The following is a 19777-nucleotide window of genomic DNA, read 5'->3' on the forward strand; positions in this document are numbered from 1 at the left end:
CGGTTTAGGCTGAACTGGCAAGCAACCCCGGTTCAAGCCCTGCTAGAACGGTACGCGCCGAACGAAACGTCGGCTTACGCGTCGGTCGTCCGGAGACGGCGTGGCCCCATCCCGGACGGTCACCACGTTGGCGGCCTGCCGACGGTCGCTTCCGCAGTCCGTGTGCAGCAATGGAAACGCCCTTGCCGCGGTCGGCGCAACTCGGGGGTATGGACGTCGAGGAACTGGCGACCGCACTGCGCGAGGAGGCCCGGCGTGCGAACGAGCGGCGACTGCTCGTGCTCGCCGGGGACCGCGACGCGGGCGCGGCGGCCGCGCGGCGGGCGCTCGACGCCGCCGACGTGCCGCGTGCGGCGACGACGCAGGTCGCCCCCGTCCGAGTCCTCGACTGCGAGCGGGTCGCCCAGACCCGCGCCGGCGAACTCCTCGGCACGACGCGCGAGGCGGTCGTCTTCGACGCCCACGACGAACTCCACCCCAACGCGCTGGGCCGCGTGGTCGGCGCGGTCGACGGCGGCGGACTCTTCGCCCTGCTCGCGCCCGCGCTCGATACGTGGCCGGACCGCCGCGACGACTTCGACGCCACGCTCGCCGTCCCGCCGTTCGACGAGTCGGAGGTGACGGGTCACTTCCGCGAGCGGTTCGTCGAAACCGTCCGTACTCGCCCCGGCGTCGCCGTCGTCGACGTGGACGCCGGAACCGTCGAACGGGACGGCCTGACCCATCCCGCACCGCGTCTCCCCCGGGACGGCGTCTCCGTTCCCGACGACCTCTCCTTCCCCCGGGAGGCGTACGAGCGCTGTCTCACCGGCGACCAGGTCGACGCCGTCGCCGCGTTCGAAGCCCTCCAGGACGACGAAGACGATACCGCCGTGGTCGTCGAGGCCGACCGCGGCCGGGGGAAGTCCAGCGCCGCCGGCCTCGCGGCCGGCGCGCTCGCCGCCGACGGCCGCGACGTGCTCGTGACCGCGCCGGAGTTCCGGAGCGCCCGGGAGGCGTTCGCCCGGGCGCGCGAGCTGCTGGACGCACTCGGCGAAAGCGACGGCGGCGAGGAGTCCCCGAAACGCGTCGAGAGCACGTCGGGCGGCGTCGTCCGGTTCGCGAAGCCCACGACGGCCGCAGGGATGGTCGACGCAGGCCAGGCCGGCGACGCCGCACCGGACGTCGTCCTCGTCGACGAGGCGGCCGCCCTCTCGGTCGACCTGCTCGAACGCCTCCTCGCGTGTGCGCGCGTGGCGTTCACGACGACGGTCCACGGCTACGAGGGGGCCGGCCGCGGCTTCTCCGTGCGATTCCGCGACCGCCTCGACGACAGCGACCACGCGGTGACGGAGGTGGCGATGATCGAACCCATCCGGTACGCCGCGGGTGACCCCGTGGAGGTCTGGGCGTTCGACGCGCTGGCGCTCGACGCCCGCCCGGCCGTCGACCCGCTCGTCGCCGACGCCGCACCGGAAGAAGCAGCGTACCGCGCGGTCGACCCGGCGGACCTGCTCGCCGACGAGCACCTGCTGCGGGAGGTGTTCGGCCTGCTCGTGCTCGCCCACTACCGCACCGAACCGGCCGACCTGGCGCGCCTGCTCGACGCGCCGAACGTGACCGTGCGCGCGCTCACCTGGGACGGCCACGTCGTCAGCGTCGCACTGCTGGCGCGCGAGGGGAACCTCCCCGCGGACGTGCGCGAGCACATGTACGAGGGCGGCCGCGTCCGCGGCAACATGCTCCCGGACGTGCTGACCAGCCAGCTCCGCGACGAGGACGCGGGCGTCCCGGTCGGCCTGCGCGTGATGCGCATCGCCACCCACCACGCCGTCCGTTCGCGCGGTCTGGGCTCCCGCCTCCTCGCGGAGGTGCGCGCGGAGTTCGAAGACGAGGTGGACTGGCTCGGCACCGGCTTCGGCGCGACGCCCGAACTGCTGGACTTCTGGCGCGAGAACGGCTACAACGCCGTCCAGCTGTCCACCACGCGCAACGACGCCAGCGGCGAGTACTCCGCGCTCATGCTCGACCCCACCAGCGACGCGGGGCGACGGCTCCACGACCGCACCGCCCGGCGGTTCGCGGGCCGCATCGCGTCGGTGCTCTCGGACGCTCTCTCGGACCTCGACCCCGACGTCGCCCGCGCCACGCTGCGGGCCGTCGACGCGCCCGTCTCCCTCGACTGCTCAGACTGGGAGTGGCGCGTCGTCGCCGCCAGCGCGTACGGGCCGGGGCAGTTCGACCAGTCGCCCGCCCCGTTCCGCCGCGTCGCAGTGACGCACCTCGTGCACGCCGACGAAAATCCCCTGACGCCGCGTCACGAGCGCCTGCTGGTGCGGAAGGTCCTGCAGGCGCACGGCTGGCCGACGGTCGCCGACGAACTCGGCTTCCACTCGGCGGGGCAGGCGATGCGCGCGCTCGGCGATGCGTTCCGGCCGCTCGTGGACCGCTACGGCGACGAAGCCGCGCGGGAAGAACGGCGACGGTTCGAGGAGTAGCGAGCGGCGGTAGGACGAAGAGGGGCGAGCGCGTACCGCCGCCGATGGAGTGCTCCGAGGACGACTGCGACCGCGAGGCCGACGTCCGACTCCACGTCCCGTGGGCGGCGAACCGCCCCGTCTGCGCCGGCCACGCCCGCGCGCTGGTCCAGCAGGACGGCGTCGTCGCGGAACCGCTCGCGGACGCCGAGGAGTGGCGCTAGTTCGGAAGCTATAGCCCGCTGGTCGACCGACGGGTGAACGATGTCCTGGTACGTGCTGGCGCTCGCGGGACTGTTCGAGATCGCGTGGGCCATCGGCCTCGAGTACTCGGACGGACTGTCGAAGCCGCTGCCGACGGCGGGGACCGTCGTCGCACTCGTCGTGAGCATGCTCCTGCTGGCGAAGGCCGTCGAGGACCTGCCGGTGGGGACGGCCTACGCCGTCTGGACCGGCATCGGCGCCGTCGGCACCGCGTCGCTCGGTGTCGTCCTCTTCGACGAACCTGCCGACCTCTCGCGGGTCTTCTTCATCGGCGTCGTCGTGTTCGGTATCGCTGGGCTCCGCCTGACGTCCGGCGGGCACTGAGAGAAAGAAGGTCGTTCTACGGAACTACTCGTGGGCGAAGTAGGCGACGGACTCGTCGGCCTCGTGGCGGTCGACGCGGGCGAAGCCGACGCGCTCGAACTGGACGACGTCGTCGGGGTCCGTCTCGGCGAAGCCGGGTTCGGCGCGCCCCGCGACGTCGCCCGTCATCGTCCGTAGACGGACCGGGACGTTCGCGTCGGCGGACACCCAGTGGACGACCGGGACCCCCTCCTCGCGGACGGCGCTGATGTCGTCGCCCGTGTACTGGAGGGCGTCGCGGGTGTGCCGGAAGCAGCCCAGGCCCTTCAGCCAGACGCGGTCGTCGTGGTCCGGCACGTCGCCGGGCTCGACGAGGACCGCCTCGCCGGCCGGGACGTGGCGGGTGCCGCGGTCCTCGTGGTCGGGGTGGACCGCCGGTTCGGCGGCTTCGGGGTGGTCGCCGACCAGGGGGTACTCGACGCCGTCGCGGACGAAGAAACAGCGCGGCGCCGCGTCGTCGACGAGTTCGCGGTTGCTGGCGTAGATGGAGCTCATCGCGAGGTCGACGTTGCTCGTCGACGTGCCGAGTTCGGCCATCGACTCCGTGACGGCTTCGCCGCGGATGCCGCGTCGCTGCAGGCTCAGCAGCGTCGGCGCGCGCGGGTCGTCCCAGCCGTCGAGTTCGCCCTTGTCGATAAGTTCCTTGATCGTCGAGGTGGACATCTTCACGTCGTACTCGTCGACCTGGACGTGGCCCCAGTGAATGACCTCGGGGTACTCCCAGCCGAAGTAGTCGTAGACGAACCGCTGGCGCTTCGCGGAGTCCTGCAGGTCGATGCCGCGGATGATGTGGGTGACGCCCGTCAGGTGGTCGTCGACGCCGGACTGGAAGTCGAGCATGGGCCAGCAGCGATACTCCGCCGCCTCCGGGCGCGGGTGAGGCGTGTCGACCATCCGGAACGCCACCCAGTCGCGCAGCGCGGGGTTCTTGTGCTCGATGTCGGTCTTCACCCGCAGGACGACGTCGCCGGACTCGTACTCGCCGGCGACCATGTCCTCGAACTCCGCGAGCGTCGTCTCGGGGTCCTTGTCGCGGTGGGGGCAGGCCTCGGCGCTGTTCTTCAGTTCGGAGAACTCGTCGCCCGAGCACGTGCAGGTGTAGGCGCCGCCCTTCTCGATGAGCCGGCGGGCGTGCTCGTAGTAGGTTTCCAGGCGGTCGCTGGCCTTGATGACCTCGGCGGGCTCGAAGCCGAGGTACTCCACCTCGTCGAGGATCTCGTCGTACGCCCACGTGAGCGGCCGCTTCGTCTCGGGGTCGGTGTCGTCGAACCGGACGATGAACTCGCCGTCGTACTCGTCGGCGTAGGTGCCGACGACGGCGGGCATCCGGCCGTGGCCGATGTGCCACGGGCCGTTGGGGTTGGGCGCACAGCGCATCCGGATCTCGTCGAACTCCTCGGCGTTGGGCAGGTCTGGCAGGACCTGGTCGTCCTCCTCGTCCTCGCTGTCGAGTTCCTCCACGAGCTCCGGGTCGAGTTCGCCCAGGCGCTCGCGGCGCTCCTCGTGGTCGAGCTGGTTCACCTCGGCGACGACCTTGCCCGCGACGCCCGGCACCTCGTCGCCGTGCTCGCGGAACTCGGGGTTCTCGCCCATCAGCGAGCCCATGATGGCACCGACCTCGGCGTCGCTGTCGTGTTTCAGCGCGTTGAAGATGGCGTGCTTCTCCGCCTCCTCCTCGATCTGTGACCGTAGCTCGTCGTCCATTACCGGACCGTTCTCCCGGGACGGCTAAACTGGTTGGGATTTTCGGCGGCTGTGACGGCGGCTCCAGCGCCGTCGACGGCCGGTGACAATCCAGCCGCTCACGGGACGCGGTCGAGAGAAGTGGAGACGATCTGTCGACGGCTCAGTAGCCGCGTTCGATGAGGTAGTCCGCGATCTGCCGGAGCATGTCGCTGGCCTCGTTGTCCGGGAGCACGTCGAGGTGGTCCTTGCCGCGCTCGACGAGCGTCTCGGCCTTCTCGCGGGCGTAGTCGATGCTCCCCGCGTCCTGGAGTTTCGCGACCGCGTCGTCGATCTCGTCCTCGGTTACCGCGTCGACGTCGTCGGTCTCGACGAGCGAGTCCACGTCGACGCCGTGCTTGCGAGCGTGGAGCGTGATGATGGTCTGTTTGTTCTCCACCAGGTCGCTCCCGCGCTGCTTGCCGAGTTTCTCGCTCGGCACCGTCAGGTCGAGCACGTCGTCCTGGATCTGGAACGCGCGTCCGACGTCGATGCCGTACCGGTAGAGCGCCTCCGTCGTCTCGTCGTCGGCGCCGAGGAGGACGGCGGGCATCGTCGACGCCGCGCCGTAGAGCACGGCCGTCTTGTTCTTGATCATCTCCAGGTACTCGTCGGGGTTCACGTCCGGGCGTTCCTCGAACGCGACGTCGAGAGACTGGCCCTCGCAGATGCGAGTACAGGTGGTCGCGAGCACGTCGAGAGCCTCCACGCTGCGGGCGGGCTTGGCGTCGGTGTCGAGCAGAATCTCGAACGCCTTCGAGTAGAGCGTGTCGCCCGCGAGGATGGCCGTCTCGGTGTCGTAGGCGCGGTGGACGGCGGGGACGCCGCGACGCAGGTCGTCGTCGTCCATGATGTCGTCGTGGATGAGCGTGAACGACTGGATGGTCTCGATGCTGACCGCGGCGGCCATGATGTCCACCTCGGTGCCGTCGAGCGCGGGGAACTTGCGGTACGCCTCCGAGTAGGGTTCGACGTCCGCGAGCGCCTCCGCGACGAGCAGGAGGACAGTGGGTCGCAGGCGCTTGCCGCCGGCGTCGAGCAGGTACCGCGAGGCCTCGTAGAGGCGCTCCGGTTCCGTGATCGGCAGGTCCTCCTCGATGGCCTCGTTGACCAACTCGCGACGCTCCCTGACCGCCTCCGTGACGATTTGCTCCCGTGACTCCGTGCTCGCGTCAGTCATGTTATTCGACCAGCTGGATGAGGTTGCCGTTTCGGGTGACGTGGAGGTCCCGCCCGAGGTCGTAGCCCTGGCTCTCGCACAGGTCGACGTACGGCGAGAAGCCCTTCATGTCCTGGTGGGCCGGGATGACGTGCTGGGGCTGGAGCGCCTGCAGCATCTCGTAGTGCCCCTCCTCGCGGAGGTGACCGGAGACGTGCACGTCGTCGTAGATGCGCGCGCCCTGCATCTTCAGGAGGCGCTCGGACTGGTAGCGCTGGCCCTCGTTCGTCGGCTCCGGGATGACGCGGGCGGAGAAGACGACCTTGTCGCCGTTGTCCAGTTCGTACGGCGTCTCGCCGCGGCCCATCCGGGTGAGCATCGCGCGCGGCTCGCCCTGGTGGCCGGTCACGATGGGCAGGTAGTTCTCCTTGCCCTCCTTCATGATGCGCTTGAACGTCCGGTCGACGGACTTTCGGTGGCCGAACATGCCCATGTCCTCGGGGAAGTCGACGAAGTCGAGTCGTTCGGCGGTCCCCGAGTACTTCTCCATCGAGCGGCCGAGCAGGACCGGCGTCCGGCCGATGTCCTGGGCGTACTCGACGAGGCTCTTCACGCGGGCGATGTGGCTGGAGAACGTGGTCGCGACGATGCCGCCGTCGTAGTCCTCCATGCTGTAGATGACGTCCTTGACGTGCCGGCGCGCGACCGACTCGCTGGGCGTGCGGCCCTTGCGGCCCGCGTTCGTACAGTCCTCGATGTAACAGAGGACGCCGTTGCCCTCGCGACCGATCTCGCGGAAGCGCTTCATGTCGATGGGGTCGCCGAGCACCGGCGTGTGGTCCATGCGCTTGTCGAGGCCGTAGACGATGGACCCCTCGGGCGTGTGGACCACGGGGTTGATCGCGTCGATGATGGAGTGGGTGACGTTGACGAACTCCAGTTCGACCTGATCGCCGATCTGGGTCGTCTCGCCGGCGTCCATCTTCACGAGGTCGTTCTCGACGCCGAACTTCTCCTCGCTCTGGATCTGCTGTTTCACCAGTTCGATGGTGAACGGGGTCGCCATGATCGGCGCGTTGTACCGGTGCGCCAGCTTGCTGATGGCCCCGATGTGATCGAGGTGGCCGTGCGTCGGCACGATGGCCTTCACGTCGCCTTCGAGATCGGACATGACCCGGTCGTCCGGGATAGCGCCCATGTCGATCAGGTCCAGACTGTGCAGCTTCTCGGTCTCGACGTTGTCGTGAAGCAGAACCTTCGAGAGGTTCAGCCCCATGTCGAAGATGACGACGTCGTCACCGGCGCGAACGGCAGTCATCTGCCGTCCGACTTCTTCGTAGCCGCCAATGGTTGCGATTTCGATTTCCATAGTTGCTTTCCTCGAGCACTAAACACCACGTGGAACGTGGCAGTTGCGTTGCTCACTGAAATGCCCGCGAGCCGCGAGCGTCGAACCCCGGCGTCTTGCAGCACGTCGATTCGACACCCGCGGGACGCGTCCGAGCGCCCGCGAGATGCCTCAGTCTGGTCCCATCTACGCCCCCGGGTAATAAAAACTGCGGGGTATCGAACGCGCAACCGATCTCGTCCACGGAGCGAACGGCGACGCCGACCGTCGCCCCCGACGAACGGCGACTCCTGTCAGCACCGAACGGCTCGGAGAGGACGTCTGAGACACAGCAACGTCGGTATGATTTCTCGGAATTCGTCGACAACGACAGCTGACGTCGGCCTAAATTCCACCCGTCACCGACGTTCGACAACAGTTTCGTGCGTTGAGTTAACGCGACTTCACGAGGTCAACTTCGAACGACACCGACATGGAAGACGGCGGCACCCCGAAGCGGACAGTCCCGACGAACGAGTTACGAAACGAGGTTCGCACAGCCCCCGACCCGGGACGCGGAATCGAACAACCACTGTCGGTCGTGGTCCCGAACGACGGTGCCGGACGAAGGTTCAAGTACGGAGCCGGAACCAGGGACGGTCGTGACGTGACCGCGGCCGGAACGCGAACGCAGGAGCGCGGCCCACGGCGTTCCGGACCAGGAGAACGTGGGCCGCCTGTTCGCACCCTTCGGTAGGCGTCGCTCAGTCGTCGGCGGTCGCGGGCGAACCGCCGACATCGATCTCGCCCTCGTCCAGCTCTTCCTCTATCTCGCGGGCAGCCTGGACCATGTTCTCCATCTTTCCGTACGCGACGTCGCGCGGGAGGAGCTTCACGCCGCAGTCCGGACTCACCGTCAGGCGCTCCGGCGGGACGACCTCCAGCCCCTTCCGGATGTTGTCCTTGATCTCTTCGACGCTCTCGACCTCGGCGACGTGGACGTCCGTGACGCCGAGCGCGAGGTTCTTCGTGAACTCGTCCTCTTTGAACACGTCGAGCTGGTCGTAGTCGCCGTTGGCGAGTTCGACGTCGAACTCGTCGACGGGGTAGTCGAGCATCTCGGGGTAGATGCGCGAGTAGTCGCCGTAGCAGACGTGGAGGCCGAGGTAGACGTCGTCCGGGATGCCGTCAGCGATGCGTTCCAGGCACTCGCCGACGATGGCGTGGTCGTCGGGCGTCGTCGCGAGCGCGGGTTCGTCGATCTGGACGTACCGCGCGCCGGCGTCGACCAGCTTCTCGATCTCCTCGTTGACGAGGTCGGCGAGGTCGTACGCCAGCGACTCCTCGTCGTCGTACGCCTCGTTGAAGCTCCAGCTCGCCAGCGTGTACGGGCCCGTGATGGGGACCTTCACCGGCCGGTCGGCGACGTCGCTGGTGAACTCGTACTCGTCGACAAGCCACGTGTCCTCGTACTCCACCTCGTCGACGACCGACGGTTTGTCGAAGTAGTTGTGGCCCCAGACCTTGACGGGGCCGTTGAACTCGTAACCCTCGATGCGGTGGGCGAAGAACTCCACCATCTCGTTGCGCCGCATCTCGCCGTCGACGACGACGTCGAGTCCGGACCGCTCGTGTTCCTCGGTGATGAGGCGCGAGGCGTCGTCCTGTGCCTCCTGCCACGCGTCCTCGTCGAAGTCGGCGTCGTCGTCCTCGTACAGTTCGCGACAGCGGTCGACCCACTTCGGCTTCGGGTAGCTGCCGACGACGGTCGTCATGACGAAGTGGTCGTTGTCGTGGTCGTCCGGGCGGAACTGCTCGCGGGACGTGATGGACTCGTCGCTCATGCTTCCACCTCCTGGATCTGGGCGGCCTCGCCGAGCGCCGCGAGTTTCTCCTCGAACTTCGCGTACGGCAGGTAGAACAGTTCGGTGTTGGCGGTGAGATAGACGGTGTCGAACTCGTTGACCGGCGTCTGCTCCTCGAACCAGTCGACGCGCTCGGCGATGGTCTCCGGCGACTCGACGAGCGTGTTCTGGCCGTCGACGAGGCCGAGCGCCACGGAGTCTTTCGTCCCGAACTCGTTGACGTTGTGGATCGCTCCCTCGTGGTCGGTGACGAGGTCGTAGCCCACGGCGTCGATGTCGGCGTCGAGCAGGTGTGCGTGCACCTTCTCCGAGAGCGACCCCCAGTAGCTCTGGACGACGACGTCGGCGTCCGCCGCGTCGGCGACGGCGTCGATGGCCTCGCTCGCGCGGGCGTCCTCGCCGTCCTCCGGCGGTGCCGTCACGAGCGAGGGTTCGAGCAGGAACAGCGTCTCGACGTCCGGGAACGCCTCGACCTCGCCGGCGAGGAACTCGCCGACGGCCGCGAGGAACTCCTCGTCGTCGCCGTAGTACTCGTCGGTGGCGAGGTCGGCCAGCGAGTAGGGGCCGGGGAGGACGGCTTGCAGCGAGTCGGTGTGCTCGGCGGCGGCGGTCAGTTCGGCTGCGACGTCGCCGTCGAAGGCGAGATCGTCGACGACGACCGGGTCGCGATAGAAGTTGTTGTTGTCGTAGTAGCGGACGATGCCCTGCGTCTCCACGCTGTCGTGGACGGCGAGCGGATGCGCGAGCATGTCGTCCCAGCGGAGCTGGCCCTCGACGATCCGGTCGAGGCCGGCCTCCTGCTGGCGTTCGATGACCTCCGTCCGCGCCTCGTCGTAGACGGCGGTCAGTTCCTCGTCCTCGTCCCCCGAGATGAGGTCGCCCTTCTGGTGTCCTTTGAGGTCCGAGAGGTCGTCTTTCGCCCAGTCCGGGAGCGGATACACGCCCGGTGTCGTAGCGACGCGCTCTGTCATCGTACTCCGGACTACGCAATGCCGGTGCTTAATATTTTCCACTCGTAATAATTACCTACGCTCATGAGGTGTGGTGCCATACCTCTCGCCCCTGTCGTTACGTAGTCGTTCGCACGGATGACTCGACGGTCGTTGTCGGCGGCGGTCGTCCGACTGCTGCATCGCTCACTGCACCAGTTTCAGCACCGTCAGCGTCTCGAACGGGAACGACTCGTCGCGTAGCGCCACGGCACTGAACCCGTTCGCGGCGGCCCGGTCGACGACGGCGTCGACGTCGGTGAGGCTGCTGACGAGCAGGAACACCCGGCCGTCCGGGGCGAGCACGCGACCGACCACGTCGAGGAACGGCTCGATGACCTCGCGCCCGGACTCGCCGCCGGAGAGCGCGCGTTCCATCCAGTCGACGGCGTCGTCGTCCTCGTCGGCCGCCAGGTTCTCGTGTTCCGGCAGGTACGGCGGGTTGAACAGGACGGCGTCGAATGTCCCGTCCCGGAAGGGGGTTACGAGGTCGGCCCGGACGGCCTCGACGCCGCGTTCGCGCGCCTGCTCGCACGCGTGAGGATTCACGTCTGACCCCACGACGCTCGCACCGGTCTCGGCAGCCACAGTCTCGGCGACGTACCCCGACCCCGTCCCCACCTCGAGCACGCGCTCGTCCGCGCCGACGTGGTCGACCGCGGTTTCTGCGAGGAGATGGGAGTCCTCGGCGGGCTGGTACACCGCCGTCTCCGCGTCCGCGACGTCCCGGAGGTCGGCGAGGTCCGTCATCGGTCGTCACCCTCGCTGCCGCCGTCCGTGGTCGTCTCGACGTTCGCGGGCTGGCCGCCCGCGACCCGGACGCCGGTCTGGTCGGTCCGTGCGTCGAGCACCCGCTGGGGGAACGGTATCTCGACGCCCTCCTCGTCGAAGGCCTCCTTGACCGCGTTGATGACGGCAGTCTGCGCGCGCCACTTGCGGCGCGCGCTCGGCTTGTCGATCCAGAACCGCAGGCCGAGCACGACGGACGAGTCGCCGAACTCCTTCGTCACCACCTTGGGCTCTGGCACTGACATCACGTCGTCCACGTCGCGCATCGCCTCGACGGCGATCTTGGACGCACGTTCGACGTCCGCGTCGTAGTCGACGCCGACGTCGACCTCCAGGCGGATGCGTCCCTTCCGCGAGCGGTTGACGATGGTGCTCCCGCTGACGACGTCGTTCGGGTACATCACGAACTCCCCGTCGAAGGTCTGTATGCGCGTGTTGACGATGGAGATGTCGGTGACGATGCCCTCGTGGTCCTCGATCTCGACCCAGTCGCCCACCTCGAACGGCCGGGAGAACATCAGCACGAACCCGGCGAGCAGCGAGCCGAGCGTCTGGCGGGCCGCCATCCCGACGATGATGCCGAGGAACCCCGCACCGACCAGCAGACCGCTCAGGTCGACCTGCCATATCGCGAGGACGACGGTGATGGCGACGACGTACGCCGTTATCTGGGCGACGCGGTAGACCACCTCCGTCTGGTGTTCCGAGATGGTGTCCTTGTTCTCGGCGAAGCGGTCGATGGCCCGCTGAAGGAACTCGGTCGCGACGTACGTCATCGCGAACGTCACCAGCGAGAGCAACAGCAGGACGCCGTCGAGGGGGTCGAGCCTCGTCCGTTCGAGCAGCGAGTTCGCCGCCGGTTCGGCGTCCCAGAGGATTATCAGCGCCACGAACGCCGTCACGCCGACACCCAGCATCACGGTGGCGAGGGTCACGTCGCCGAACGCCGGCGTCGTCCGCTCGCGCAACGCCCCCGCGCGTTGGCTCGCGAACAGGTAGGCGCTAGCGACGGCGAGCAGTAGCGCCGCCGTGATGGCCAGGCGCGCCTCCAGCGATTCGAACTGCTGGAGGAGGTCGATCGCCTGGCTCGTCGTCTGCTCCACGCCGCTCGTCGTGCCGTTCGTGGCGTTCTGGGTCGTCGTCCCGTTCACGACGGGTCACCCCGCCCGTGTTCCACGGCGACCCGGGCGAGGGCGGCGAACTGTTCGGGCGTCACCTTCCCCGCTCGCTTGCGGAGGAAGTCCTCGCCCAGCGTCTCGCGGAGCGGTCCGTCCTCTGCGGCCGCCGCCTCGACGGCGTCGACGACCGCGTCCGGGTCGTCCAGTTCCGAGATATGTGCAGTGTTGCGGATGGCGTTCCGGAGAGTCTTGCGTCGCTGGGTGAAGATGGCCTTCACGAACCGGAGGAAGAACGCCTCGTCGGGGACCTCGTAGTCGGGATCGCGCGGCGTCGTCCGGACGACCGCGCTCTCGACGTCCGGTTGCGGCGAGAACGCCTCCGGGGGAACCGTCTCGACGACCTCGACGTCGGCGTAGTGGCCCGCTGTCACCGAGAGGCGGCCGTAGTCGTCCTCGCCAGGCCCGGCGGCCATCCGCTCGGCGAACTCCTGCTGGAACATGAGCACCATCGGGATACCGCGCGGCAGCAAGCGGAAGGTTATTTCGCTGGAGATCCCGTAAGGGAGGTTCGAGACGGACGCCGTGACGTCGGGCAGGTCGACGTCGAGCGCGTCCCCTTCGAGTATCGTCAGGCGACCCGCCTCGACGTCGTCGGCGAACTCCCGGCGCAGGAACGCCGCCAGGTCCGGGTCGCGCTCGACGACCGTCACCTCGTCGGCGACCGCCAGCAGGCGGTCGGTGAGCGCGCCGGTGCCGCCGCCGACCTCGAGGACGTGCCCGCGGTCCATCTCGGCGGCGTACTCCGGCAGGCGGTCGAGCACCCGGTCGTCCACGAGGAAGTGCTGGTCGCGGTTCGGGTCGCCCCGAACGCCGGCGCGCCGAACGAGCGCGTCCGGGTCCCTGATCTCCTCGCGTGGCGTCCGTTCCATCGTTAGTCCCGGCTACCAGTCGCACTGGCGTAAAGCCAACGGGTTCGTCCGACGGCCGCGACCGGTCGAAAAGAGGCGAGAGCGTTCCTCGCGGCGGTGGCTTACTCCCGCCGGGCGAACGTCCGGTACTTCAGGTCGTCCTCGCGGACCTCCTCGATGATCCGCTCGACGAGCACCCCTTCCGGGTCGTGGAGACCGGCGACGCGTTCCTCGAGGTCGTCGAAGCTGTCGAACGGCTGGCGCTTGCGCTGTTCGAGGATGTTGTTCCGCAGCTTCTTGCCGATGCCCGGCAGGAGGTTCAACTGGTGGAGCCGGAGGGTGATCGGCTGGGCGTCGTTGTAGAAGTCGACGAACCGCTGCTGGTTGCTGTCGACGACGTCTTTTACCGCGTGTTCGAGTTCGGACTGGGCGTTGCCGGACAGGTCCTCGTACTCGATGTGGTGGACCTCCTCGACGTCGTCGCGTTCCGACGGCGGGTTCACGACGACGCGGTCGCCGATGCCGGCGCTCGCGTCCGCGTCGAACGTCAGTTCGAGCAGTTCGAACTCCGAGACTGTCAGCGCGTACCCCAGCGGCGGCTTCTGGTACTGCGGCCGTTCGTCTTCTGCCCTGCCGTGTGGCAGGAAGTCGAGCACCACCGCGACCTCGGAATCGCTCTCTGATTCGGTCATTGCTGTAGATAACGGCGACGAGTCACTTAAAGAATCGGTCAGATCGACCGCGAGACGGGCGCGCGGTCAGTCGTACTTCGCGACGACGTTCAGGATGTCGTCCAGTTCGTCGCCCGAGAGCGTGAACCGCTCTTGGGCGTACACCGCGCGCAGTTCGTCGCGGTCCTTCGGTAGGAGGTCGGCGATCTTGTACGCCGTCGGTTCGTCGACCTTCTCCAGTTCGAGCAGGTCCTCGACGAGCTCGACCGACTCCTCGGGGTCGAGCAGCGCGAACCGGTTGACGTGGTCGATCGCCCGCGCGAGGTTGTACGGCATCTCGCGGTCCTCGTCGAGCGCGCGATCGGTCTCGATGTCCGCGAGCAGTTCCTTCGCCTCGGCGGTGGTCAGGTATTCCTCGTCGACCTTCTCCTTGAAGATCGTCATGCGTCTACTCCTGGAGGCGGAGGTGTGCGGGCTTGACGATGAGCGTCTTGTCCTTGCCCTGGTCGTTGATGGCGACCTGGTAGGCGGTTCCCTGCTCGCCGACGACCTCGCCGGTACGACCGTCGAAGCGCGGGTGGAAGCGACCGTCGGGGACGCTCGGGTCGATCTTCAGGTGGACCTTCTGGCCGACCTCGTACTCCTGGACGGCGCGCTGGGGCGGGGAGGTACCCCGCTCGCGGGGGTTGTTCGACAGTTTCTCGCGGGTAGTGTGGTAGGGTCCTTGCGAACTCGGCATAGTCGTACGTCCGTCTTGTTCGGTGACCCTCATAAATGGTGCGTTCCGCGTCGCTCACCAGCGGTGGTGGACGGCGTCGCGAACGTGCTCGTCGTAGACCTCGCGAACCCCGGCCATCTGCTCGTCGGTCGGGGACGGCAGGTCCGCAGCGTCGACGTTCTCGCGGACGTGCTCGGGGCTGGTCGACCCCGGGATGACCGTCGAGACGGCTTCGAACGAGAGTATCCAGCGCAGCGCGAACTGCGCCATCGTCGCCTCCTCCGGGACGTACGACCGCAGCGCCTCGACGGCGTCCAGCCCCCGCTCGTAGGGGACGCCGGCGAACGTCTCGCCCACGTCGAACGCCTCGCCCTCGCGGTTGAAGTTCCGGTGGTCGTTCTCGGGGAACTCCGTGTCGCGCGAGAGCGCACCCGTCAGCAGCCCTGACGCGAGGGGAACGCGGACGATGACGCCGACGTCGCGCCGTTTCGCCTCGCGGAAGAACAGTTCCGCCGGGCGCTGTCGGAAGGGGTTGAAGATGATCTGGACGGTCTCGACGCCGGGGTACTCGATTGCCTTCAGCCCCTCCTCGACGCGCTCGACGCTGACGCCGTAGGCGTCGACCCGCCCCTCGGATTCGAGGTCGGCCAGCGCGTCGAACGTCGACGGCCGGTAGTAGACGTCCGTCGGCGGGCAGTGCAGTTGCAGCAGGTCCAGCGACTCCGCGTCGAGGTTCTCGCGGCTCCGGTCGACGAACCGCCGCAGGTTCTCCCCGGTGTACCCCGCTGGCTCGTGGGGGTCGAGCCGTCGTCCGGCCTTCGTCGCGACGACCGGCGTCTCCTCGCGCTCGGCGAGCACCTCGCCGATGAGACGTTCGCTGCGCCCGTCGCCGTACACGTCGGCAGTGTCGAGGAAGTTCACGCCCGCGTCGAGCGCCGCCTCGATGGCCGCGCGCCCTTCATCCTCCGAGACGTCGCCCCAGTCGGAGCCGACCTCCCAGGTGCCGAGGCCGACCTCGGTCACGTCGTAGCCGGTCGTTCCGAGTTCGCGTCGGTCCATGTGGCGACGTTCACTGCCGAGTCATTTCGGTGTTGTCAATTCGCGGTCGGACCGCAGGATGAAGACGGCGCTTCGTCGTCGCCCCGTCAGGGTGCGAGCGCGTCGAGCGTCTCGCGGACCTGGTCGAGGGTGGCGCCGCGCGGGAAGCTGACCGCGACGCGGTCGACGCCCTCGACGTCGAGGAACTTCTGCAGTTCCTCGCGGGCGCGTTCGGGCGTCCCGGCCGCCCCGAGTTCGTCGAGCAGTTCGTCGGAGACCAGTTCGGTCGCGCGCTCCTTCTCGCCGCTGCCCCAGGCGGCCGCTATCTCGTTCGCGGTCTCCTCGTACCCCTGGCGGGCGAGCGAGTCGCGGTAGTAGGTCCCCATGCCGCCGACGTAGAAGGCGGCGTGCTGGCGGGCGAGGTCGCGGGCCTGCTCGCCGTCGTCCAGCGCACAGCAGGTCAGCGACAGCGTCACCCGCGGGTCGTCGGGGTCGCGGCCGCCGAGTTCCGCGCCGCGGCGCAGGTCCTCCAGGCGGTCGCGCATCCCGTCCGGCGTGAACAGCGTGGCGTGCCAGCCGTCGGCGAACCGGCCGGCGAGCTCGACCGACTTCGGCCCCATCCCGGCGGCGTCGATGCCCGGCGGGTCCTCGGGCGGGTCGCAGCGCAGACGGAAGCCGCCGACCGTGAACACGTCGCCGGCGTAGTCGACCTGCTCGCCCGAGAGCACCTTCTTCACGATGTCGATGGTCTCGCGGGTGGTCCGCAGCGGCTGGTCGAACTCTGCCCCGTGCCAGCCCTCGACGACCGCCGGGCCGCTCGGGCCGAGGCCGACGCGCAGGCGGCCGTCGGAGACCTCCTGGAGGGTCGCGGCGGTCTGGCCGATGAGCGCCGGCGAGCGCGAGTAGACGTTCAGGATGCTGGGGCCGATACCGATCTCGTCGGTCCCCTGGGCCATCGCGGTCAGCGCAGTCACGGCGTCCCGTCCCCACGTCTCGGGGAGCCAGACGCGCTCGTAGTCGAGGTCCTCTGCGCGCTGGGCGAGGTCGACGAGCGTGTCGACGCTCGGCTGTGCGGAAACCGGAAGGTGAACAGTTCTGTCTGCAGGCATTCGTCAGCGAACTCGTGTGCGTGACACCGTATCAGTGTCGGTGTTGGTTCGGCGATACGTCGGCGGGTGGTCGGCGACGCGCCGTCGCCGTGACGGTCTCGTCAGTCCACGTCGTACTGCAGGAGGACGCCGTCGTCGACCCGCTCGACGCTCGCCAGCGACAGGTCGGCGAACGCCTCGCGGTCGACGAACCCCTCGCCGTCGGCCAGCGTCGGGGCGTCGCGGCCGCCGACGACCAGCGACCCGACGAACACCCGGAGGTCGTCGACCAGTCCGGCGTCGAACAGCGAGAAGATGAGTTCACCGCCGCCCTCGACCATCACCTGGTCGACGCCGCGGGCCTCCAGCGTCGCGAACGCCGCTTCGAGGTCGACCCGCGTCTCGCCGGCGACGACGACCTCCGCGCCGGCCGCCTCCAGCGCCCGGACGCGCTCGTCCGGCGCGCGCTCGGCGACGAAGACGACCGTCGGCGCGCGGTCGTCGACCACCGCGGCGTCGGTGGGTGTCCGCGCGCGCGAGTCCGCGACGACCCGCAGGGGGTTCGGGCCGCCGTCGGCGGTGAGAGACGGGTCGTCGGCGAGCACGGTGCCGACGCCGACGGCGATGACGTCGCTCTCGACGCGAAGGTCGTCCACGCGCGCGAAGTCCTCGGGGCCGCTGATGGCGACCTGCTCGCGCCGGCGGGTGGATAGCTTCCCGTCGACGCTCGTCGCTGCGTTGACGACCACGTGCATGCGCCCGGATAGAGCGCGACCCGGAAAACCGCTTTCGGTGGCCCGCGATTGCGCGTCCAGCACCTGTCGTCGGTTCCCTGCGGACGAATAGGCCCGGTCCAGCGGTGTGCGCTGGCGTCCTGCCCGACGCGACGGACGCGAACGGACGCGAACGGACGCATACCTATACGTGTCCGTGGATGGTGGCCTCGGTGCATGAAGACTCTCCTCGGCGACCGACATGGACCAGGACCCGGTCGACCGGCGACGGTACCGGGATACTGCGAACTGGACCTGGGCTGCGGAGCGGGGTGGTGACCGTGTCTCGGAAGCCACTGCCGCGACCGTACGTGCTCGCGTCGCTCGCGACGCTCGCGCTGACGGTCGTCGCGACCGTCGTCGGGCTGTTCGTCCCCGAGTTCTACCGCGACGACCCGGTGCTCCTTCCGCAGGTCTACGGACAGGACCTGCTGACCCTCCTCGTGGGCGTGCCGACCCTCGCCGTCTCGCTGTACTACGCCCACCGGGGGTCGCTGCGCGGGTACGTCGTCTGGCTGGGGGTGACCGGCTACCTCCTGTACACCTACGCCTCGTACGCCTTCATGGCGGCGTTCAACGAGCTGTACCTCGTCTACACGACGCTGCTCTGGCTGACGCTGTTCACGTTCGTGGGCGGGATGGTTCGTCTCGACGCTGCGGCGCTGAAGCGGGAACACGGCGACGCGTCCGTCTGGCCGTACGTCGGATTCCAGTTGCTCGTCGTCCTCCTGGTCTCGCTGCTGTGGCTCTCGGAGATACTGCCGGCGACGCTCGCCGGGACGACGCCGGCGAGCATCGCCGACCCGGGGTTGCCGACGTCCGTCATCTACTCGCTGGACCTCGGCGTCGTCGTCCCTGCGTTCGCGCTGGCGTCCTACTGGCTCTGGCAGCGCCGGTCGTGGGGCTACGCGTTCGCCGCCGTCCTCCTCGTGAAGATCGCCACCCTCGGGGGCGCCGTGCTGGCGATGATCGTCTACATGGTCCGCGACGGCCAGACCGTAGCGCTGCCACAGATCGTCATCTTCGCCGCGCTGACGCTCGCCGGCGTGGGCCTGATGGTCCGGTTCCTCCTGACGCTCAGCCCCGGTGCCGAGCCGACCCGGTCGCGGTCGGATGCCGACAGCGAGTTCCGGGCGTGACCGGCGACGCCGTTCGGCAGGACCCCCACTTTCATGCTGACGGCGCGCGCACGCCCACGCATGCGAGACTACGCCGACGACCCGCCGGTCGAACGACGGGTGGGCGACGCGCTCCGCGACGCCGACGCCACCGTCGCGACGGCCGAGTCCTGTACGGGCGGCCTCATCGGGTCGCTGCTGACGGACGTCCCCGGGTCGAGCGACTACTTCGACCGCTCGGTCGTCACCTACTCCTACGCGGCGAAGATGGAACACGTCGGCGTCACCCGCGAGACGCTCGACGAGCACGGCGCGGTCAGCGAACCCGTCGCCCGCCAGATGGCGCGCGGCGTCCGCGACGTGGCCGGGACGACGTGGGGCGTCGCGACCACCGGCATCGCCGGGCCGACCGGCGGCACGGAGGCGAAGCCCGTCGGCACCGTCTTCGTCGGCGTCGCGCACGCCGGCGAGTGGGGCAGCGGCGACTCCTGGGCAGCCGTCGAGCGCTACGAGTTCGACGGCAGTCGGACGGAGATCAAAGAGCGGATCGCCCGGCGGGCGCTCGCTGACCTGCTGGACGCGCTGGAGTGACCTGCCAGCGAGCGACTGGCTACCCCACGAGCAACAGCGCGCTGTAGCCCGCAGCACCGACCGCGAACGACCAGAACCGGCTCTCGCGCTCCGCCGGGAGCTCCTCCTTGATGACGTTGAGGACGACCGACCCGGCGAGGAAGGCGAACAGGGAGTTCACGGCGAGTTCGCCAACGGTGGTCACGCTCCCCACGGCCCAGCCGGCGAGGACGCCCGCGGCGAGCACCCAGCGTCCGTAGCGGTCGTACGCCTCGTGGTGGTGGTCCCGGAGGCCGACGTCGTTGACGAGGAAGTGGGCGGCCATCGCGGCCGCGAAGAAGAGGAGGCTCCTGACGCCGGGCTGTTCGCGGTGGACGAGGAGGTAACCGACGAGCGCGTTGTACGCGGCGAACGACCCGACGTGGACCCAGAAGACGCCGGCGCTGGTTTTTGTCCTCGCGCCGGCTACCTCGTCGCCGGACGTTGACCGCTGCGACCGCCGGGCGAACGCCTCGACGCCGTAGAAGAACGCGAACCCGAGGAGCGCAACCAGGTAGGCGTGGTACTCCAGGAAGCCGAGGACGCGGTTTCCGACCTCCTCGAGGACCGCGCCGCGACGGTGGAGTTCGGGGAGGATATGCACGAAGACGTAGGCGACCGACGCGCCGCCGGCCATCGAGAGCCAGACGCTCCGGGGAACGACGGTCAGCGAGCGGAGTCGCGCGACGAAGACGTGGACGGCGGCGAGCACCGCGGCCAGGGCCGCGACGAGCAGCGACACGTCCGAACCTCCCACGTCGGGCGGAAAACGTCTACTGGCCCGTGACCGTCTCTCGAAGTG

Annotated in this window: 20 protein-coding genes; 5 read left to right on the top strand and 15 right to left on the bottom strand. The window is 68.9% G+C overall.

The window, feature by feature from the left end; translation table 11 throughout:
• Positions 1-209 precede the first annotated feature (209 nt).
• Genes tmcA through NKT36_RS14870 form a run of 3 tightly spaced genes read left to right on the top strand, consistent with a single transcriptional unit; the run spans position 210 to position 3044 of the window.
• Positions 210-2477: a tRNA(Met) cytidine acetyltransferase TmcA gene (tmcA, locus tag NKT36_RS14860; RefSeq protein ID WP_327051842.1), complete on the top strand. Its 2268-nt coding sequence runs from the start codon at positions 210-212 to the stop codon at positions 2475-2477.
• Positions 2478-2521: 44 nt separating this feature from the next.
• Positions 2522-2680, top strand: a complete 159-nt coding sequence (locus NKT36_RS14865) for a hypothetical protein (RefSeq protein WP_327051843.1) — start codon at positions 2522-2524, stop codon at positions 2678-2680.
• 40 nt (positions 2681-2720) lie between these two features.
• A complete protein-coding gene (locus NKT36_RS14870; RefSeq protein ID WP_327051844.1) occupies positions 2721-3044 on the top strand; it encodes a DMT family transporter in 324 nt (107 codons plus the stop codon).
• Positions 3045-3068: 24 nt separating this feature from the next.
• Here the strand turns inward: NKT36_RS14870 and NKT36_RS14875 are convergent, their stop codons facing one another.
• From NKT36_RS14875 to NKT36_RS14940, 14 genes are all read right to left on the bottom strand, one after another.
• A complete protein-coding gene (locus NKT36_RS14875) occupies positions 3069-4787 on the bottom strand; it encodes a glutamate--tRNA ligase (RefSeq protein WP_327051845.1) in 1719 nt (572 codons plus the stop codon).
• A 142-nt stretch (positions 4788-4929) separates the two neighbouring features.
• Complete coding sequence (gene idsA3 / locus NKT36_RS14880) at positions 4930-5985, bottom strand: geranylfarnesyl diphosphate synthase (protein WP_327051846.1); 1056 nt, start codon at positions 5983-5985, stop codon at positions 4930-4932.
• Between the two features lies 1 nt (position 5986).
• A complete protein-coding gene (locus NKT36_RS14885) occupies positions 5987-7333 on the bottom strand; it encodes a ribonuclease J (protein ID WP_327051847.1) in 1347 nt (448 codons plus the stop codon).
• A 722-nt stretch (positions 7334-8055) separates the two neighbouring features.
• Positions 8056-9135, bottom strand: coding sequence for a methionine synthase (locus tag NKT36_RS14890; RefSeq protein ID WP_327051848.1), 1080 nt, complete (start codon positions 9133-9135; stop codon positions 8056-8058).
• Complete coding sequence (locus NKT36_RS14895; protein WP_327051849.1) at positions 9132-10127, bottom strand: 5-methyltetrahydropteroyltriglutamate--homocysteine methyltransferase; 996 nt, start codon at positions 10125-10127, stop codon at positions 9132-9134. Before NKT36_RS14895 ends, NKT36_RS14890 begins: the two co-directional genes overlap by 4 nt.
• Positions 10128-10292: 165 nt before the next feature.
• Positions 10293-10895 carry a HemK2/MTQ2 family protein methyltransferase gene (locus NKT36_RS14900; RefSeq protein ID WP_327051850.1) on the bottom strand — a complete coding sequence of 201 codons (603 nt, stop codon included), beginning with the start codon at positions 10893-10895 and terminating at the stop codon, positions 10293-10295.
• The gene (locus NKT36_RS14905) at positions 10892-12085 is read right to left on the bottom strand and encodes a mechanosensitive ion channel family protein (protein WP_327051851.1); all 1194 of its coding nucleotides are present in this window, start codon (positions 12083-12085) and stop codon (positions 10892-10894) included. Before NKT36_RS14905 ends, NKT36_RS14900 begins: the two co-directional genes overlap by 4 nt.
• Positions 12082-12981: a 16S ribosomal RNA methyltransferase A gene (locus NKT36_RS14910; protein WP_327051852.1), complete on the bottom strand. Its 900-nt coding sequence runs from the start codon at positions 12979-12981 to the stop codon at positions 12082-12084. The genes NKT36_RS14905 and NKT36_RS14910 overlap by 4 nt, the downstream gene beginning before the upstream one ends.
• Positions 12982-13082: 101 nt before the next feature.
• Positions 13083-13652 (bottom strand): DUF655 domain-containing protein, encoded by a 570-nt coding sequence (locus NKT36_RS14915; RefSeq protein WP_327051853.1) that lies wholly within the window; start codon positions 13650-13652, stop codon positions 13083-13085.
• Between the two features lie 66 nt (positions 13653-13718).
• Positions 13719-14075, bottom strand: coding sequence for an RNA polymerase Rpb4 family protein (locus tag NKT36_RS14920; protein ID WP_327051854.1), 357 nt, complete (start codon positions 14073-14075; stop codon positions 13719-13721).
• 4 nt (positions 14076-14079) lie between these two features.
• Positions 14080-14370, bottom strand: coding sequence for a 50S ribosomal protein L21e (locus tag NKT36_RS14925; RefSeq protein WP_327051855.1), 291 nt, complete (start codon positions 14368-14370; stop codon positions 14080-14082).
• A 54-nt stretch (positions 14371-14424) separates the two neighbouring features.
• A complete protein-coding gene (locus NKT36_RS14930; protein WP_327051856.1) occupies positions 14425-15408 on the bottom strand; it encodes an aldo/keto reductase in 984 nt (327 codons plus the stop codon).
• Positions 15409-15494: 86 nt separating this feature from the next.
• Positions 15495-16496 carry a TIGR04024 family LLM class F420-dependent oxidoreductase gene (locus tag NKT36_RS14935; RefSeq protein ID WP_327051857.1) on the bottom strand — a complete coding sequence of 334 codons (1002 nt, stop codon included), beginning with the start codon at positions 16494-16496 and terminating at the stop codon, positions 15495-15497.
• Between the two features lie 101 nt (positions 16497-16597).
• A complete protein-coding gene (locus NKT36_RS14940) occupies positions 16598-17230 on the bottom strand; it encodes a 2,5-diamino-6-(ribosylamino)-4(3H)-pyrimidinone 5'-phosphate reductase (protein ID WP_327051858.1) in 633 nt (210 codons plus the stop codon).
• A gap of 293 nt (positions 17231-17523) precedes the next feature.
• Here NKT36_RS14940 and NKT36_RS14945 point away from each other — a divergent pair, with 293 nt between their 5' ends.
• Both NKT36_RS14945 and NKT36_RS14950 read left to right on the top strand, forming a co-directional pair.
• Entirely contained in the window at positions 17524-18387 is an 864-nt protein-coding gene (locus tag NKT36_RS14945) for a hypothetical protein (RefSeq protein ID WP_407652183.1), read from the top strand.
• A gap of 60 nt (positions 18388-18447) precedes the next feature.
• Positions 18448-18957: a CinA family protein gene (locus NKT36_RS14950; RefSeq protein WP_327051860.1), complete on the top strand. Its 510-nt coding sequence runs from the start codon at positions 18448-18450 to the stop codon at positions 18955-18957.
• A 19-nt stretch (positions 18958-18976) separates the two neighbouring features.
• On the opposite strand, the gene NKT36_RS14955 is transcribed toward NKT36_RS14950, so the two are convergent.
• Entirely contained in the window at positions 18977-19717 is a 741-nt protein-coding gene (locus NKT36_RS14955; RefSeq protein ID WP_327051861.1) for a hypothetical protein, read from the bottom strand.
• Positions 19718-19777: the final 60 nt, after the last annotated feature.

The sequence above is a fragment of the Halomicrococcus gelatinilyticus genome (genome assembly GCA_024227995.1).
GTDB classification, from domain to species: Archaea; Halobacteriota; Halobacteria; order Halobacteriales; family Haladaptataceae; genus Halomicrococcus; species Halomicrococcus gelatinilyticus.

What these genes read in the sequence shown, in the direction of transcription:
- tmcA (WP_327051842.1), top strand. Translation starts at nt 210, where the DNA reads ATGGACGTCGAGGAACTGGCGACCGCACTGCGCGAGGAGGCCCGGCGT.
- NKT36_RS14865 (WP_327051843.1), top strand. Translation starts at nt 2,522, where the DNA reads ATGGAGTGCTCCGAGGACGACTGCGACCGCGAGGCCGACGTCCGACTC.
- NKT36_RS14870 (WP_327051844.1), top strand. Translation starts at nt 2,721, where the DNA reads ATGTCCTGGTACGTGCTGGCGCTCGCGGGACTGTTCGAGATCGCGTGG.
- NKT36_RS14875 (WP_327051845.1), bottom strand. Translation starts at nt 4,787, where the DNA reads ATGGACGACGAGCTACGGTCACAGATCGAGGAGGAGGCGGAGAAGCAC.
- idsA3 (WP_327051846.1), bottom strand. Translation starts at nt 5,985, where the DNA reads ATGACTGACGCGAGCACGGAGTCACGGGAGCAAATCGTCACGGAGGCG.
- NKT36_RS14885 (WP_327051847.1), bottom strand. Translation starts at nt 7,333, where the DNA reads ATGGAAATCGAAATCGCAACCATTGGCGGCTACGAAGAAGTCGGACGG.
- NKT36_RS14890 (WP_327051848.1), bottom strand. Translation starts at nt 9,135, where the DNA reads ATGAGCGACGAGTCCATCACGTCCCGCGAGCAGTTCCGCCCGGACGAC.
- NKT36_RS14895 (WP_327051849.1), bottom strand. Translation starts at nt 10,127, where the DNA reads ATGACAGAGCGCGTCGCTACGACACCGGGCGTGTATCCGCTCCCGGAC.
- NKT36_RS14900 (WP_327051850.1), bottom strand. Translation starts at nt 10,895, where the DNA reads ATGACGGACCTCGCCGACCTCCGGGACGTCGCGGACGCGGAGACGGCG.
- NKT36_RS14910 (WP_327051852.1), bottom strand. Translation starts at nt 12,981, where the DNA reads ATGGAACGGACGCCACGCGAGGAGATCAGGGACCCGGACGCGCTCGTT.
- NKT36_RS14915 (WP_327051853.1), bottom strand. Translation starts at nt 13,652, where the DNA reads ATGACCGAATCAGAGAGCGATTCCGAGGTCGCGGTGGTGCTCGACTTC.
- NKT36_RS14920 (WP_327051854.1), bottom strand. Translation starts at nt 14,075, where the DNA reads ATGACGATCTTCAAGGAGAAGGTCGACGAGGAATACCTGACCACCGCC.
- NKT36_RS14925 (WP_327051855.1), bottom strand. Translation starts at nt 14,370, where the DNA reads ATGCCGAGTTCGCAAGGACCCTACCACACTACCCGCGAGAAACTGTCG.
- NKT36_RS14930 (WP_327051856.1), bottom strand. Translation starts at nt 15,408, where the DNA reads ATGGACCGACGCGAACTCGGAACGACCGGCTACGACGTGACCGAGGTC.
- NKT36_RS14935 (WP_327051857.1), bottom strand. Translation starts at nt 16,496, where the DNA reads ATGCCTGCAGACAGAACTGTTCACCTTCCGGTTTCCGCACAGCCGAGC.
- NKT36_RS14940 (WP_327051858.1), bottom strand. Translation starts at nt 17,230, where the DNA reads ATGCACGTGGTCGTCAACGCAGCGACGAGCGTCGACGGGAAGCTATCC.
- NKT36_RS14950 (WP_327051860.1), top strand. Translation starts at nt 18,448, where the DNA reads ATGCGAGACTACGCCGACGACCCGCCGGTCGAACGACGGGTGGGCGAC.